At 51.6% G+C, this 16,562-nt stretch carries 10 protein-coding genes; 3 read left to right on the top strand and 7 right to left on the bottom strand.

The genetic code is table 11. From position 1 onward, the window contains the following. The first annotated feature begins 2 nt into the window (after positions 1–2). Both EGM51_16310 and EGM51_16305 read left to right on the top strand, forming a co-directional pair. Positions 3–647 (top strand): four helix bundle protein, encoded by a 645-nt coding sequence (locus EGM51_16310; GenBank protein QBG48886.1) that lies wholly within the window; start codon positions 3–5, stop codon positions 645–647. Positions 648–652: 5 nt separating this feature from the next. Then, positions 653–4,165, top strand: a complete 3,513-nt coding sequence (locus EGM51_16305; protein QBG48885.1) for a hypothetical protein — start codon at positions 653–655, stop codon at positions 4,163–4,165. Here the strand turns inward: EGM51_16305 and EGM51_16300 are convergent. From EGM51_16300 to EGM51_16270, 7 genes are all read right to left on the bottom strand, one after another. Beyond that, complete coding sequence (locus EGM51_16300) at positions 4,162–6,354, bottom strand: DEAD/DEAH box helicase (protein ID QBG48884.1); 2,193 nt, start codon at positions 6,352–6,354, stop codon at positions 4,162–4,164. The genes EGM51_16305 and EGM51_16300 overlap by 4 nt on opposite strands. 3 nt (positions 6,355–6,357) lie before the next feature. Further along, complete coding sequence (locus tag EGM51_16295) at positions 6,358–7,224, bottom strand: hypothetical protein (protein QBG48883.1); 867 nt, start codon at positions 7,222–7,224, stop codon at positions 6,358–6,360. Continuing rightward, positions 7,214–10,825 carry an ATP-binding protein gene (locus EGM51_16290; protein ID QBG48882.1) on the bottom strand — a complete coding sequence of 1,204 codons (3,612 nt, stop codon included), beginning with the start codon at positions 10,823–10,825 and terminating at the stop codon, positions 7,214–7,216. Before EGM51_16290 ends, EGM51_16295 begins: the two co-directional genes overlap by 11 nt. Continuing rightward, on the bottom strand, positions 10,822–11,391 hold the full coding sequence (locus EGM51_16285; GenBank protein QBG48881.1) for a hypothetical protein: 570 nt from the start codon (positions 11,389–11,391) through the stop codon (positions 10,822–10,824). Before EGM51_16285 ends, EGM51_16290 begins: the two co-directional genes overlap by 4 nt. Positions 11,392–12,588: 1,197 nt before the next feature. Then, positions 12,589–12,993, bottom strand: a complete 405-nt coding sequence (locus EGM51_16280; protein ID QBG48880.1) for a GxxExxY protein — start codon at positions 12,991–12,993, stop codon at positions 12,589–12,591. A 454-nt stretch (positions 12,994–13,447) separates the two neighbouring features. Next, a complete protein-coding gene (locus tag EGM51_16275) occupies positions 13,448–14,044 on the bottom strand; it encodes a hypothetical protein (protein QBG48879.1) in 597 nt (198 codons plus the stop codon). A gap of 21 nt (positions 14,045–14,065) precedes the next feature. Beyond that, positions 14,066–14,638: a hypothetical protein gene (locus tag EGM51_16270; GenBank protein ID QBG48878.1), complete on the bottom strand. Its 573-nt coding sequence runs from the start codon at positions 14,636–14,638 to the stop codon at positions 14,066–14,068. Positions 14,639–14,973: 335 nt separating this feature from the next. Between EGM51_16270 and EGM51_16265 the strand changes: the two genes are divergently transcribed. Beyond that, positions 14,974–16,371 carry a hypothetical protein gene (locus EGM51_16265; GenBank protein ID QBG48877.1) on the top strand — a complete coding sequence of 466 codons (1,398 nt, stop codon included), beginning with the start codon at positions 14,974–14,976 and terminating at the stop codon, positions 16,369–16,371. Positions 16,372–16,562: the final 191 nt, after the last annotated feature.

Genomic DNA, 16,562 nt, shown 5'->3' with positions numbered 1-16,562 from the left:
TGATGCCTAAAGGCTTCATCCCGAAACATGGCGGTTATCAGGATCTGCTGTCTTATCAGCGGTCGGTGGTGGTTTATGATTTTACCGTGGCGTTTTGCCGGGACGTTTTTCATAAGTTTGACCGGACGATCGATCAGATGGTGCAGGCGGCGCGAAGTGGAAAACAGAATATTATTGAGGGCAGCATGGCTTCAGGAACGTCGAAGGAAACCGAAATCAAGTTGACCAATGTTGCCCGTGCGAGTCTGGAAGAGCTGCTGGAGGATTACCGTGATTTTTTGCGGACACGTCAGGCGAAAGAGTGGGACAAAGAAAGTAAGGAAGCGCTGTTTGTGCGGAATCTGGCGAGAGGAAAGATTCGGCTGAAGAAAAAAGAAAATGGGACACAGACGACCCATGAGGCGCATGAAAAACACCCTATGTCACCTGAGTCCCGTACGTCCCATCCCGTCACTTACGAAACCTTCCGCCCCTTCGAAGACCGCCCGGCGGAAGTGCGCGCGAATATCGCCATTTGCCTGATTCACCAGACCAACTATCTGCTTGACCAGCAGCTACGCAAACTGGAACAGGATTTTCTCGCGGAAGGCGGCCTGCGCGAACGCATGTATCGCGCCCGCACGAATGCGCGCAACAACCCCAACTAACTTTTATGAAAATACTCGAACTGCGCTTTAAGAATATCAACTCGCTGTATGGCGAATGGTGTATTGATTTTACAGATCCGGATTTTGCGGCGGACGGGCTGTTTGCGATTACGGGGGCGACGAGATCGGGGAAGACGACGATTCTGGATGCGCTCTGTCTGGCACTGTACGGCCAGACGCCGCGGCTGGGTAAAATGACGCAGAGCGATAATGAAGTGATGTCGCGGCAGACGGGCGACTGTTTTGCGGAGGTATTATTTGAAGCCGCCTCGGGAACCTTTCGCGCAACGTGGCATCAGCATCGCTCGCGCAAAAAAGCGGGCGCGGCGCTGCAGGCGCCCAGACGCGAAGTGGCGAAGGCCGACGGAACCCTTCTGGCGGAAAAGCTGAAAGACGTGCAGGAGCAGATTGATTCGATTACGGGCATGAGCTTCGACCGCTTTACCCGCTCGATCCTGCTGGCGCAGGGCAGCTTCGATACCTTTCTGAAAGCCGATGCCGATGAGCGTTCACCGATTCTGGAACAGATTACCGGCACCGAAATCTATTCCGAAATTTCAAAGGCGGTACATCAACGCAACAGCGCCGAAAACCGGGTATTGAGTGAATTAAAGGCCGGGCTCGGCGGCATTGCATTGCTCAGTGAAGACGAGCTCGAACAAATCGGATTTGATCTGAAGCGGCTGGAAGAAAAACACCGGACCGAAACGAAAAAGCGCGATGCCGCCAAAGCTGCACTGGATTGGCTTGCACGTATTGAAACGCTGGAAAAAGATCTGGAAACCAATCGCGCGGAGCAGAAACTCTGGCGCATCGAAAACGAGGCCTTTCAGCCGGAAGCCGAACGGCTCGCACTGGCAAAGCGCGCCCGGCCGCTGGATGTCGAACACCTTAAACTCGTCAACCTGCGTAATCTTCGCTCGGAAATAGAAACCGATTTGAAGGACGCCAACAAAGCCCTCCCCGAACTGGACAAGCAATACAAAGAGGCGACCGACGCACTGAACGCCTGCACCGAACAGCTGGAAGAAACAACAAAGGCGCAACGGGAGCTGGCTCCGGTTCTGAAACAGGTGCGTGCGCTCGACACCACTATTGCCGAGCGCTCGGCCTCACTCGAGAAAGAGGCGGAACAGATCGCCGAATTGCAGAACGAACAGATCGCGCTGCAGAGCAAAGAAACTGAAAACCGGGCAAAGCTTGCGCAGCGCCAAACGGAACTCCTCGAAGCCGCAACCTATCAGGAAACGCACCCGCAGGACGCCGCATTGGTCGGTCAACTCGCCGCGATCTTCCAATCCCTGGAACAATTGAAAGCACTGGAGGCCGATCAAACTGAAGCCCGTTCCGAAGCCGAAGCTGCGGACGCTGCCGCAAAAACGGCCGCTGATACCGCCAAGACCGCGGCTGAACAACTGGCCGCGGCACAAGAACAATGTGCGCAGGCAGAAACCGCGCTCACCGCCGTCAACACCGATCTGGAAACGGCCTGCGCCGGACAATCCTTCGCGGAATGGCAAACCCGGCTGAATGAACTTCAGCGGCGGTTTAAACTGGAAAAACAGGGGACTGAAAACCGGAACGCGCTGAGCGCAAAAACCGCCGAAGTCCAAACAATCACCGACGAACTGGCCCAAAAAATTAACGAACAGACCGGACTGCAACGCGAGCAGGAGCTCCTGCTCCAGAATCTGCAGTTGCGTCGGGAAATAGAAAGTCTGGAAGCACAGCGTAGCGAACTGATCGACGGCCAACCCTGCCCGCTCTGCGGCGCACTGGAGCACCCGTACGCCTCCAAACTCCCTAAGCCGGAAACCGATTCCATCGATAAAGTCAATGCGGCGCTTTCAACGCTTGCAGAGCAGATCAATACACTGACCGGAAAGCGGGCCGCCGCCGAGGCGCAATCTCAAACGCTCCGGGAATCCATAGAACGCGATGAAGCCGAACTGCAGACGCTGGCAGCAGGTACCGCCGATGAAGCCGACGAAATCGCCGGACGCATTGAGCGGATTAAAACGCTGGAGCAAACCCTGGCCGAAGCCAAGGATGCTTTCGATACCGCCCGCGCAAGACTGAGCGAACAACGGCTTGCTGAACAAACCGCACAGCAGACCGCCGCATCGGCCGAGGAAAAACGCGAAGCCGCGGAACGCCGGAAAACGGAAACCGCCGAACGGTTCGCAAAGGCGGAATCGAAACTTTTCCAAACCCTGGAACCCTATGGTATTGAATCGCAGGAAACCACCGCAGAACAATTGAAAGCACGACGCGATCGATGGGTGGATAGCGAAAAGCAGTCGGCCGATCTCAAACAAGCCATCGCGCACCTCGAAACGACGCTCGCAAATCAGTCGGAACAACTGGATAACCTGAAGCACCGCCATAGGGAATTGACGAAACGGATTCATGAACAGCAGTCCTCCTTGACCCAATTAATTACCGATCGGCAAACCCAGTTCGGCGACCGCCAGCCGGATAAAGTGGAACACGAGCATCAAACCGCACTGGATACCGCCCGCGCAACCCACGACGCCGCACGGCAGCACCAGCATCAGATTGAACAAACGCGGACTCGGGTGCGGGAAAAAATCCGGACCCTGGAAGAAAACCGGCAAACAAACGCAGCAGAGCTCGCCGAACAGGAGTCACTTTTTTTCCAGACGCTGGACACCGCCGGTTTTGAAGATGAAGCAGCCTATCTTGCCGCCCGGCTCACGGAGTCCGAACAGACCGAACTGGAAAAACGAGCCGACGAACTGAAACAACGGCAGATCCAGCTCACGGCACTGGAAACGGAAAAAGTGAAACAGCTTCAGGCGGAGCGGGCACAAAAGCATATGGAAACCTCGCCCGAAGAATATGCGGAACTCTCGGACTCCTGCATCGCCCTGCAGCAGGAAATCGGCGGACTGAAAGACCGGATTAAAGCCAACGAACAGGCACAGACACGCCATGCGGAAAAACTGGCGGAAATTGAAAAGCAGCAAACTGAGTGCCATCGGTGGAATACACTGCACGAGCTGATCGGATCGGCCGACGGCAAAAAGTTCCGCAATTTCGCGCAGGGACTGACTTTTGAATTAATGGTCTCGCACGCCAACCGGCAGCTGGCCAAAATGAGCGATCGCTACCTGCTCATCCGCGACATCGAGAAACCGCTCGACCTTAATGTGGTGGATAACTATCAGGCCGGCGAAATCCGCCCGGTTAAAAATCTGTCCGGCGGTGAAAGTTTTATCGTCAGCCTCTCGCTGGCGCTGGGCCTCTCCAAAATGGCAAGCAAACAGATCCGAGTGGACTCGCTCTTTCTCGACGAAGGTTTCGGCACGCTCGACGAAGACGCACTCGAAACCGCGCTGGAAGCACTGGCCGAATTAAAACAGGATGGAAAACTGATCGGTGTCATCTCGCACGTCGGCGCGTTGAAAGAACGCATCGGCACACAGATCAATGTGCATACCACCAGCGGCGGCCGCAGTCGATTGAGCGGAACCGGTGTTTCCAGCCCCAGTTAAACGATCGGCTTAAACAGCTCTTCCAGATCCGCTTCATCCCATTTCTTCAGCGCGGCTTTCTGATCGCCCAGCAGCCCCTCAATCAGCCCCTTTTTACGCTCCTGCATCTGCAGCACGCGCTCTTCCACTGTTCCCGCCGCAATCAGCTTATAAACAAACACCGGTTTATCCTGCCCGATCCGATAGGCCCGATCGGTCGCCTGCGCCTCGGCGGCCGGATTCCACCACGGATCGAAGTGAATGACGGTGTCGGCAGCAGTCAGGTTCAGGCCCGTTCCTCCCGCCTTTAAACTGATCAAAAAGACGGGGACCTTGCCGTCCTGAAAATCCGCAACAGGCTTTTTACGATCCTTCGTGTTTCCCGTGATTTGCACATAATCGATCGCCCGCCGGTTCAAGGTTTCTCCTATCAGTTTCAGCATGCTCGTAAACTGTGAAAAAATAAGAATCCGCCGCCCTTCCGGGATCATCTCGCTCAACATCTCCAACAATGCATCCAGCTTCGCGGAATCTGCGATTCCGGCGGCGTTGCGCGATTTTAAGAGCAGCGGATGACAGCAGACCTGCCGCATTTTCAGCAACGCGTCCAAAACAATAATCTGCGAGCCGCTCAGCCCCTTCGCCGCCACTGCGGCTTTTACCCGTGTATCCATGGCCGAACGAACCGTCTCATATAAATCCTGCTGCGCAGGCGTGAGTTCAACGCGTTGAACGATTTCCGTTTTCGTCGGTAATTCCAGCGCAACCTCGTCCTTTGTTCTTCTTAATAAAAACGGGGCAATGCGGCGGGCGAGCACCTTTCGAACCGTCTCGTTATTCTGATACTCAATGGGATTGCGGAACCGGGCACGAAACTGTTCATGAGTTCCCAGCAGGCCCGGCATCACAAATGAAAAGAGCGACCACAGTTCCATCAGATTATTTTCCAGCGGTGTGCCCGTCAGCGCCACCCGTTGTTCAGCAATCAGCAGACGAACCACACGCGAGGCATGCGTTCGATGGTTTCGAATAAACTGCGCCTCATCCAAAATGAGCAAATGATATTCGTGCTGCATCAGTGCTTCGCCATCGCGCGTCAGCAACGGATAGGTCGTCAGAATGAGATCAAACGATGCAAACGCTTCAAAATGATCTGCCCGACCGCTCCCGTGCGAAACATGCACCTTCAGCGAAGGCGCAAATTTTTTAGCTTCCGCCTCCCAGTTATAAATCACACTCGTCGGCGCAACAATCAGGCACGGGAGCTTCATGCGACCCGACGTTTTTTCAATGACAATATGCGATAACGCCTGCACGGTTTTCCCCAGCCCCATGTCATCAGCCAGCATCGCACCCAGATTCATCGATCGTAAAAGCTGAAGCCAGTTCACGCCCTGCTGCTGATAGGGCCGCAGGGTGGCGCGCATCTGATCGGGAACTTTGACATGCGGGGCATCAGTGACCTGCTCCAGCAACACCGCCTGCTTTTTCAACTTTTTCGGAAGGGTTGTTTCGAACACCTCTTCATCCTGCAATCGACTTAACTCCAGCGCGCGAAGCCAGGAAACTTCCATGCTATCGAGATCATTACCCGTGGCCCCTTTATTCAGCATTTCCAGCAACGTCGAGGCCAACAAAGCAATGCGCTCCTGCGGAACCACAACCCGTCGGCCGTCTTCCAGCGTGATGTATTCCGCCGATGTTCCATCGCGTAAATAAGCGACCAAAAACGGCAGAATATTGATTCGGTCGCCCTGTAATTTGAAACCAACCGTGACACGAAAATCATCCGCCGCCGGCTCCATATCCACATACCAGCCCTCCGGCTCCCGTATGGCGCAATCAAACGAAGCATCCTGCTCCACCGTCCAGCCGGAAGCCTCCAGCGCGGGAACCGACTTCAGAAGAAACCGCAGCCATTCTGACTCGGAAGCACAGGTTTTACACCCACTGTGCGGATCAGAGGAATCGACCCAATGATACACCCGGGTCAGCTTCTGAAGCCCGGCCTCTTCCAATTCAGCCTGCAACTCGGCTTCATCGGAATCCGGAGCAAACCGCACGCGCGCCGCATGCACGAGTTCGGTTGATCCGGCATAGAAAAAGTTTTTCCTCAATTGATCGGGCTCCAGCGAAACCAGCGAAATCATACCCTTGGAACCCGTCATTCGCTTGGATTCCGAAACCGACTGTTTCTGTTTTCCAGACATCGCTTAAACCTCTCCGCGAAGCAGCCATTCCTGCTCAAGACCCTTGCCGCATTGTTCCATGGTTGCAATCAGTTCCGCCAACGCCCGCTCTTCACCCGGCTGTTTCGGCGGCCACAGCTGGCGCTGTCGGTCAAACAGCGCCGAATCGCCGTATTTCCGGATCTGTTCACCGATCCCGTCCGGTACCAAAAAGCGGCAGCGTTTTTCACCCAGAACGAAACGATATTCATTGCAGTAGATCGCGATACCCGCAGGATCAAAATCCCCAAAATGCAGATAGTCATTCGGAATCGATTTCAACCATTCCACCGGGCTGTTGCTGTGATAGCGCAATACCAATACCACCGCTTTTTGCGGGAACAAATCCAGCAGTCGATCCGCCTTCACAAAACATTCCGGATTTTCAACCCCCACAATCAATGCCATTGAAGATAGCTTCAGCACAGAGTGATCCCGCACAAAATATTCCACGCCATCCGGCAAATTGTCCAACCGGGTTTTACCGATTCGAATATCCGTACCAAATCCTTTGATAAAAAAACCCTGTAGCGATCTGCGCCGCAGGGTTTTGGTCGACGTCGTCGCCCGCAGCGATTCCTCTCCATCCGCGTGATCCTTCTCCAATAGATTCAGATAGGCTGTTAAATCATGAATTCCGAAATGGAGCTGGAGCACACTTCGGAGCGCACTGGGATCCGGACAAAAACATACCGCGCGATTCCGTCCCGTGACGCGTCGAACCACCGCACGAAGTTCTTCGAGCTTTTTGAGTTGGCGCTTATTCCCAAACGCGCCGGCATTCACGGGCTCTCCGGCCAGTAATCGCTGCAGATTCAGGGCGAATCCTTTACTTATTTTTTCACGAGGCATGACTGATCAACTTGGTTATCTCGGTTTTATTCTCTCGGTCTTTGCGGAAAATATAGATATGTTTATAATCCTGTTCATTGTGGGAATTGGGCGATCCATTAATCATGCAAATCCCCCGTTCAGCTGCGAACTTAATCAGGCTGGACACGTTGCTGTCATGCAGGATGCCGACCTCATCCACCAGACAATGCAACACCGCGGGCTCATCCTGTTTGCGCGAGCCGCTTTTAAAGATATTGAGCAGATTGATGTAGATCATCGATTTCACCAGCACGTCAGTTCCGTTCGAACCGACATTGGCGAGCCGGCTGACCCAGCTGGTATCGTTTTCGTTTTCACAGACGCGGAATTCCAGATCGAGCGCATCTTCCAATTTCAACGTTGTGCTCTTGGCCTGTCCCATCTGCAACCGCAGTTCATCCAGCAGTTTTACCGCTTTTTCATCATTCCCGCTGTTCCCCTGATTAAACAGATCAAGTTCGCCGAAACTCATGTGGTTTTCATTCTGGAAACGACAGATTTCGCGTAATACCTGAAAAATGCGGTTCGTGCTTTGCTGCAGCCGCATTTCAATGCTCCGCACAACACCCACAAAGTTGGATGTCCGGAAATCGCGGTTGATTTTCTGAATCACTTGATACACTTCGTCCTCACGTTGCAGCAGACGATTGGTCTCGGTGACCAGTGTTTCCAGCACCATTGAATATTTCCGGGTCACTTCCGTCTTCAGCGTAATGATTTTCTGCTCACGGACAAATTCCTCCAGCCCGTCCGCAAAGGCTCGGAACGAAGCCTCGCCGGACAAATGCACCTCAAACCCCAAACAGTTTCCCTCGCTGAAGAGTCCGGCAAACGCCGTGATCCGCTCGGTCAGTTGCTTAAACTGTTTTTCGAACTTCCACGCCAAGGTTTTCAGTTCATCGATCCATTCCAGGCAGTTTGCGGATTCCGAAAGATCGTTGTGCAGAATGAACGATTCAAACCCGGCAAAAAGTTCATCGCGCTCGAACGCTTCAAACGCAACCAGCTCATCCTTCATCGTTTGACGATCCGAACGGATTTCAGCCAATCGGGCCTTTACTTCATGCAACCGTTCCTGATCCTGCTGAATACGTCGTTCGAATAAATGAGTCTGATGCTGCAAACGGTTTTCAATCTGTCCACGCTCCCGCTGAAATTCCTCCAGCCGGTCGATCCATTCCCGCCGGTCTTTAGCGTATTCAATCAATGTCGGCGCCTGCTGCTTAATCTCCTCCAACTTCTGCCGAAGCCGCTGAACCTCCCGCTCCAACTCCGCCACCTTTTCCGCATCCACACCTTCGGATTTGAGCAGCTGCTCCCGTTCCGTCCGCAGCGCGGCCAGCTGATCTTCCATTTGCTGGTTTTGATTCGCGCGTTGCTCTTCCGTTTCCGCTTCGAGGAGGTTAAGCTCTTTTTCAATCGCCTTTTTACGGCGCTTAAAATCGGAATCCAACCGCTTGAGCGAAGCATCCCGTTTTCCGGTTAGATTCTGAATCATAGCTTCCAGCTCCTGTTGCTGCCCCCGCAATTTATGGCCCTGTTCCTCCAGCGCCGCCTGTTCCTGCCTGCGCTTCGCTGCAACCCGTTCCTCCAGCGCCTGCTGCGCCACCACCGACCGTTCCAGATCACGCTCGCACTGAAAATATCTGGCCGTCGCCGCTTTGCCCTCGTCCTGTTTTTCACGAATGAGCCGATTATATTTTTGAAGCTGCCGATCCAGTCCCGCCTGATTTTCCGCCAGCTGCTTTTCAATCCTCGCTGATAGCTCCGCGCATTCTTTTTCCGTCGAAGCGATCGCAGTTTCCAGCTCATTTTTCGACAGAGGAACCGATTCCAGATGTTCCATCTTCAGCGCAATACCATACAGCGATTGCCCATTGGTTTTTTGCGGCGCCAATCCGGAGTGCAACAACACATCCCGGCGAACCACCTTGCCGATCGTTTCCTCCCAGCCCTCTACCTGCTCATCCAGAAATTCCACCAGCGAACCGTGCAACGCTTCCAGCTCCCGCTTATGCTCCGTAAGCCGCTCCTGCGCCATTCGCCGCGCATCCAACAGCGGCCGCAGCGCATCGGCCCCTTCCGCCTCCGCAATCTTCTGACGATCCTCCGCCTCGCGCTGAAGTGATTGGACCGCCTCTTTGATTTGCCGCTGCCGGGCCTCCGTTCGGATCAGCTCCTGCTCCAGCTCCTTCTTCCGCTCCTCCAGCTCGTTCCGCTCAGCCTCAAAAAAGCGAGCCTGATCCAGTTCCCGCAACTTAAAATCCAATTCCCGCAACGACTGCGTTACATCCTCTTTCTCCTGCTGAAAACTACCGACATTTTCCGCGAACTCCGCCTCAACCGCAACCGTTTGCTGATCCAACGCAGCCCGCGCCTGATCCAATTCACCCCGGGCACAATCTTTCTCTTCATGCAATTTCGAGAACAGCTTTTGAATACGTTCACCGCAACTGTTTCGTACTTTCTGTTCCGCGATTTCAAACTGTTGTTCCTGCTGCTCCACGCGGGCGGTTAACGCCCGGAGCTGCTGCTCCCGAATGGATAAATCATGTTCCAGATGCGGAGCCTCTTTCGCAGCCGCCAACAGGTTCTCAATGCCCTTTTCCGCATAGTCCCGCTTCAACTTATTGGCGCGTGAAATATTTTTCTTTATCACCGCCAACTGATCACCCAGTCGCCGCTTTTCCGTTTCGAACCGGCCTTGCACCGTCTTTAGCTTTTCAAACTGAACCCGCTCCGCTTCCGCGTACTCCGCCTCCTGTTCCTCCAAAATCCGCGCCTGTTCCCGCGCCCGATTGGCGGCCGCACCAATGCTCCACGCCGCGTCACGCTGGCGGCTTTCCAGTTCCTGAATCGCTGCATAATGCATCAGAATCTGTTCGGCTTGCGACTCGCATCGCTGATATTGCACCACATCCGCATAGTGACTGCGCGCCGTTTCCAGATGATGCCGATTCGCCTCCAGATTAATCTCCACCGATTCCTCGCTCAGCGAATCAATGATCGTCTTTTTGATATAATCGCCGTCCAGATTAGCGTTCAGAAAAATATTCGAAATGGTTCTCGGAATCGTTGAATAGTTGGAAGAACTACGCATCAATGCATAGCGTCGAAACGCCCGGTTTTCGCCATACAGAATATCGCGGTAATCCGTCAGGCTATATATCGGCCGCTCCACCTTTACGCCCTGCGAAGAAAGCTGAGCCAACAACTCTCCTTCGCTCCGAGCAGCCGTTCCTTCAATCACCGCATCGCGATCGTAAGCCCCGTCCACAAACCGGAAGCACAACCGATTCTGCCGTTTGTAGAGCCAGACGCAAAAACGCCGTGCGCCCGCCTGCACCTCATAGAAAATATAGGAATCCGCAAACGGAAAATAGAACTCCGCAAATGCTTTTTTCTCTTTCGAAATACCCAGCTTCCGCTGATCCGCATTATAGAAAAACAACAAAGCCCGCAACAGCGTACTTTTTCCCGTTCCCTGCGTGCCGATAAAATGAATATGCCCATCGAGCTCAATCTCCCGATACCCCACATTCGCGCTATTCACCAACACCATACGTCGCAACTGATTCATTGCGCCCCCTCATCATCTTCAAAAATATTCACCGCCATCACCATCCGCTCCATATAGTCCCAGGCATCGAGCAGCTTCCAGGTTTGACTGGCTTCGTTTTCCAGTTCAATAAACCCCTCCTTGCGCAATTCCATGAAAAGGGTTTCGAGCTGTTCCGCATAATTCTTTTTTCCGCTTCCACGCTGAAGTGACAAAAGTTGATCTTTCAGTGAGCTGTTCAATTCAAGTTGACTCACGATATCGTGCGGCGACAGGCGGGCGCCGCGGCAGAGGTCTTTCCGATAGGTCGTGAAAAACGCCAGGATATCCAACCAGCGGAGTGCTTTCTTTATCTTTCGTTCCCGGCCCTGCACATCCTCATTGACACGCGAAAAGTAGTAATAGTTATTGCCCGTTTCCAACCGGAAACCCACCTCTGCGAACGTTTCACGCAGCCGCTCCTCATGCTCCTCCACATATTGATACAGATCCCGCCCGCCGGGCTGTCCTGTATTCGAACAGATGAACTGCCCCTTGCTCAACACCTCAAAAACGTCTGCCGTTTTACTTATCGCCGCTGTTCCCATTCCATCTGCTCCTCAATCTTTAACGTGCCCGTAACGACAGTTGTTAAATCATCAACAATAGAACCCCTTCTACCTGAAAGTTTCCACGTAATAAAATCCTGCCCATCCACCCGCTTCGCTCGATTACACCGATTTTCACCGATTAATTTCCCCTCAGCATCTGTGCAAATCCGTGCCATCCGTGAGTCATCCCCTTTCTCGCATTATCCATCCACCCGCTTCGCTCGATTACACCGATGTTCACCGATTAATTTCCCCTCAGCATCTGCGTAAATCCGTGCCATCCGTGGATCATTCCTTTTCTCTACGTTTTCCATCCACCCGCTTCGCTGGATTACACCGATTTTCACCGATTCATTTCCTCCCCAGCATCTGTGTAAATCCGTGTCATCCGTGGATCATTCCCTTTCCCGTATTTTCAATCCACCAGCTTCACTCGATTACACCAATTCTCACAGATTGATTCCTCCTCAGCATCTGTGTTAATCTGTGCCATCCGTGGATCATTCCCTTTCTCGCATTATCCATCCACCCGCTTCGCTCGATTACACCGATGTTCACAGATTGATTCCTCCTCAGCATCTGTGCAAATCCGTGCCATCCGTGGATCATTCCCTTTCTCGCATTATCCATCCACCCGCTTCACTCGATTACACCGATTCTCACAGATCTATTCCAACTCAGCATCTGTGTTAATCTGAGTTATCCGTGGACCATTCCCTTTCTCTACATTTTCCATCCACCCGCTTCGCTCGATTACACCGATTTTCACCGATTCATTTCCTCCCCAGCATCTGTGCAAATCCGTGCCATCCGTGGATCATCCTTTTCCGTATTTTCAATCCACCCGCTTCGCTGGATTACACCGATTCTCACAGATTGATTCCTGCTCAGCATCTGTGCAAATCCGCGCCATCCGTGGATCATTCCCTTTCTCGCATTATCCATCCACCCGCTTCGCTCGATTACACCGATGTTCACAGATTTATTTCTCCCTCAGCATCTGTGCAAATCCGTGCCATCCGTGGACCATTCCCTTTCCCGTATTATCCATCCACCCGCTTCGCTCGATTACACCGATTTTCACAGATTCATTTCCTCCCCAGCATCTGTGTAAATCCGTGTCATCCGTGGACCATTCCCTTTCTCTACATTTTCCATCCACCCGCTTCACTCGATTTCAAAAAGGTTCAAGAATCAATTCACAAATCGTTTATATTCAAGTTGAGATTTACCGAAATTGACTAACAAACCTACTTTTGCGTCAGAGGCTTTCAAATAATTTATAATTTGAGACTCCTCTTTTCCGGACAAGCCGGACAGCGCTTTTAGCTCGAGCGGAATTTCATCGTAACAATAAAAATCGACTCGATAAGGCGTATTTAATAGCTCCCCTTTATAAAAAACAGGCAACTCCATTTCCCGTTCAAAAGGAATTCCGCGCAGAATAAACTCCTTTTCCAGCGCATCCTGATAAACGGCCTCCAAAAACCCGCAACCCAAAATCCGATGCACCTCCATACACGCACCAATCATTGCATAAGTTTTCTCTTCTTTCTGCATGCCGTTCTCCGACCTATTCCGCATCACACTATGTGCCATCCGTGAGTCATCCCCTTTCTCGCATTATCCATCCACCCGCTTCGCTCGATTACACCGATTTTCACCGATTCATTTCCTCCCCAGCATCTGTGCAAATCCGTGCCATCCGTGGATCATCCTTTTCCGTATTTTCAATCCACCCGCTTCGCTCGATTACAGATTCATTTCCCCTCAGCATCTGTGTTAATCTGTGTCATCCGTGGACCATTCCCTTTCTCTACACTTTCCATCCACCCGCTTCGCTCGATTTCACCGATTCTCACAGATTTATTTCCTCCTCTGCATCTGTGTAAATCCGTGCCATCCGTGGACCATTCCCTTTCCCGTATTTTCTATCCACCCGCTTCGCTCGATTACACCGATTTTCACCGATTCATTTCCTCCCCAGCATCTGTGTAAATCCGTGTCATCCGTGGATTACCCCCTGCGCCTTTTATCCATCCACTCACTTCGCTCAACACCCGGACTCCCCTTTTCCATAAATCATAGCGACTTCCAGGCCATCGATAGTTTTGATTTGCTCTGAAAATTCAAGCTCATCCGCAAAGCGCGAGGCGAGCTGACAGAAAATACTGACGCGCTGGTCGTCATCGACCGGTTCTTTAAACTCGTGTTCCATAACGAAGGAAAAAAGATCGCCCGTACGCTTTTGAAACATATTTTTGAGCGCGTAGAGATTGATACGTCGCTCGGCGGCTTCTTCGCTGGAAAAGGCGGACTCCGGCAACTCGCCGGCACGATTTTGTTCAAGATGCTTCAGCATCTTCAGCTTGGCGCGCACTTTCAGCACCAGCTCCTGCATCGCTTCCTCCTGCTGCATCTCGGAAAGCGAAAGGCGCGAACGCAGCGACTCGGGCGGAATAAGCGGCAAATCCTGATTTCGCGCAGCCAGTGGATAAAAGTCGGTCTGCTCCTGTAGATAATGCCGATCTTTCAGCATTTTGAGGCGCAGCACTTTTTCCACCACCGCCACCCGCCTTTCAATATGGTTCAGATAGCTGATCACCTTATGCTGCACTTCAATCAGGTTATGCCGGCTCTCATGCAGCATCACCTTCAGGCGATGAACGACTTAAAACATTTCCTCGTCGGCCGCCGTGTTGAAAAAAAGGCCATCCTCCAGCATGCGCTCCACCGCCCGAATCACCCCTTCGAGCGCGTCGCGCTGACTGCGGATGTCTTCCAGTTTTTCGCGTTTCAGATCGAAATGGCTCTCCGTAGTGTAAGTCTCTTCCATATTGTTGCGCAACGTTTTCACATTCAACGCCGCAATCCGGGTGATTTCGCGCAAATGTTTTTTGATGCGCAACAAATAGCGCTCCTGCCGATCTTTTTCCCAATAGGCTTTGAGCCGTTTGATTTCGTTGAGATTTTCCTGAATGTAGAGCACATGAACCGTCTCATCGACCTCCATGTATTCGCTGAAAAAATCGTGGAGCTGCGACCCCAGTTTCACAAATCCCGGCGTACGCACCAACAGCCCGTAATCCTCCAGCCGCTCCAGCTTATCCGAACGGCCATCCATCAGTTCCAGCACCGCTTCCTCCGGCACCTCTGTCATACGCCGTTCAAACAGCGCCGAAAACAGTTTTCGATGCTGATACAATTCCCCCAACAGAAGTTCGATTTTCTCGTATTTCGACATCCCCGGAAAATACGGGACGGATTGGTCTAAAACAAGGTGTTTGCATACTCTGCAATCGACGCGGTGTTTTGCATGAATAAACAAAGAATGCCTGGGCATTACCGCCACAATGTTCTCCTTACTTTAAGGAGGAATACATATTGGCCCATAACACGAAATCCCAATAGACAATAAATTATTCCGTTGTCCTAACAGGCAAACAATCTAAAACCCGCTAAAACTTGCACTCATATAAAATAAGTATATATTCTACTTTCTTTATCTTAGATAAATGCTGTGGCGGAGTTTTTAGAGGCGCCCGAATACCCCGAAAAACATCCCGAATAATTATACTTATGAAACCCCGGAAAAATACGATGAAAAAACTATCCGTTCTGATGACACTGCTTACAACCGTTGCATCTGCAACCGTCCATTTCCCATTCCCGCAGAATATATCTTATGATTACGGATATAATCTGACCTCAGTATCCGCATCACGTCTTAAAGAAGCTTTCGAAATCTGGTGGGGAAATTTTTATGTAGAAAACGGTAATTACGCCCGAATTAAATTTGATGACCCGAATTATACCGTATCAGAGGGCATTGGATACGGAATGCTTCTGGCCGTGTATATGAGCAGCGATACAACCAGTTATCAGGATGAATTCGACAAACTTTGGGCCTATTACAACAACTTCCTCGATGACAACGGCTTAATGCACTGGAAAATAGATGGATTCTCCCAAGTCAATCAGACCGGAGCCGCAACAGATGCAGAGCTGGACGTCGCTGTTGCGCTGATTATGGCCTATTATCAGTTTGGTGATGAAAATTACAAAACCGATGCATTAAATCTTCTTGAAAAAATAAAGACATACGAAGTGGATAATAATTACGTCCTTAAACCGGGGGATATGTGGGATGACAAAAAAAATCCATCCTACTTTTCCTATTTCGGACTCAAGCTGTTTGCCGCCTTTGACTCAGAAAATGCAAGCTTCTGGAATAACGTTGTAAATGCCACTTTTGAAGATGTTCTGGAAAATCAGAGTGCTGCCGGCATCTCTTCCGACTGGTACGCGCCGAACAATCCAACCGATACTTTATCGACGGACATGAGTTACGATGCCATCCGGACTCCATGGAGAATTGCTCTTGGATATGCATGGTGGGGCGGACAGGATGCGGAAACCTATCTTGACAAAGCTTTAGCAACGTTCGGGAACACCTCGGTATCACTTGTGAACGATAAGATTGATTATGAAACCGGCACCTTTACAGGAACCTGGAATAATGCAACTTTCGTTGGCGGAGTCGGATCCATCTTCATGAGGTCCTCTGCCTACGCTTCACAGCTCACGGCCTACTACAACAACCTCGAAAATGATCAGGACTGGGATATCAGTAATTCATATTTTGGCGGGGCTTTCGATATTATCTACCGCCTGACCTTCTCGGGCAATATGCCGAATTTTATGGCCATGTCAGAGCATACAGAAGACAACACAGTACCTATTACCGATTTTTCATTGGAAAGGAACAGTTCCGGCGAACTGCAGATCAGAATTTCCGTGACCGATTCAGAAACTGATCACAGCTATCAGATCCTCTCAACGGAAAGTCTGTCGGATCCCGATTGGCAGGAAATCTCCGATGCGATTGCCGGGAACGGAACAATGCTGCAGATTGAAATTACAGCCGACTCTGGACAGACCAACGGATTCTACAAGCTCGAAGCCCGGCCGTTCTGAGGCCGGCCGTACATCATTTTCCGTAACGAAACATAAACCGGTTCTTGGCGGAGCTGAAACTGGATGGCAGATTACCGGCTGTTATCCCTCTGTCCGGGCACCGAAAAAGACATAATGACTGTGAACCCATGCAATCCAAGTTCCCGGTCGTTTAACCAGACAGGGCGAAAAATGGAATCAGTATAATTTAC

The sequence above is a fragment of the Verrucomicrobia bacterium S94 genome (assembly GCA_004299845.1).
In the GTDB taxonomy this organism is placed as follows: Bacteria; Verrucomicrobiota; Kiritimatiellia; order Kiritimatiellales; family Pontiellaceae; genus Pontiella.
This window is presented reverse-complemented; position numbering and strand designations above follow the sequence as displayed.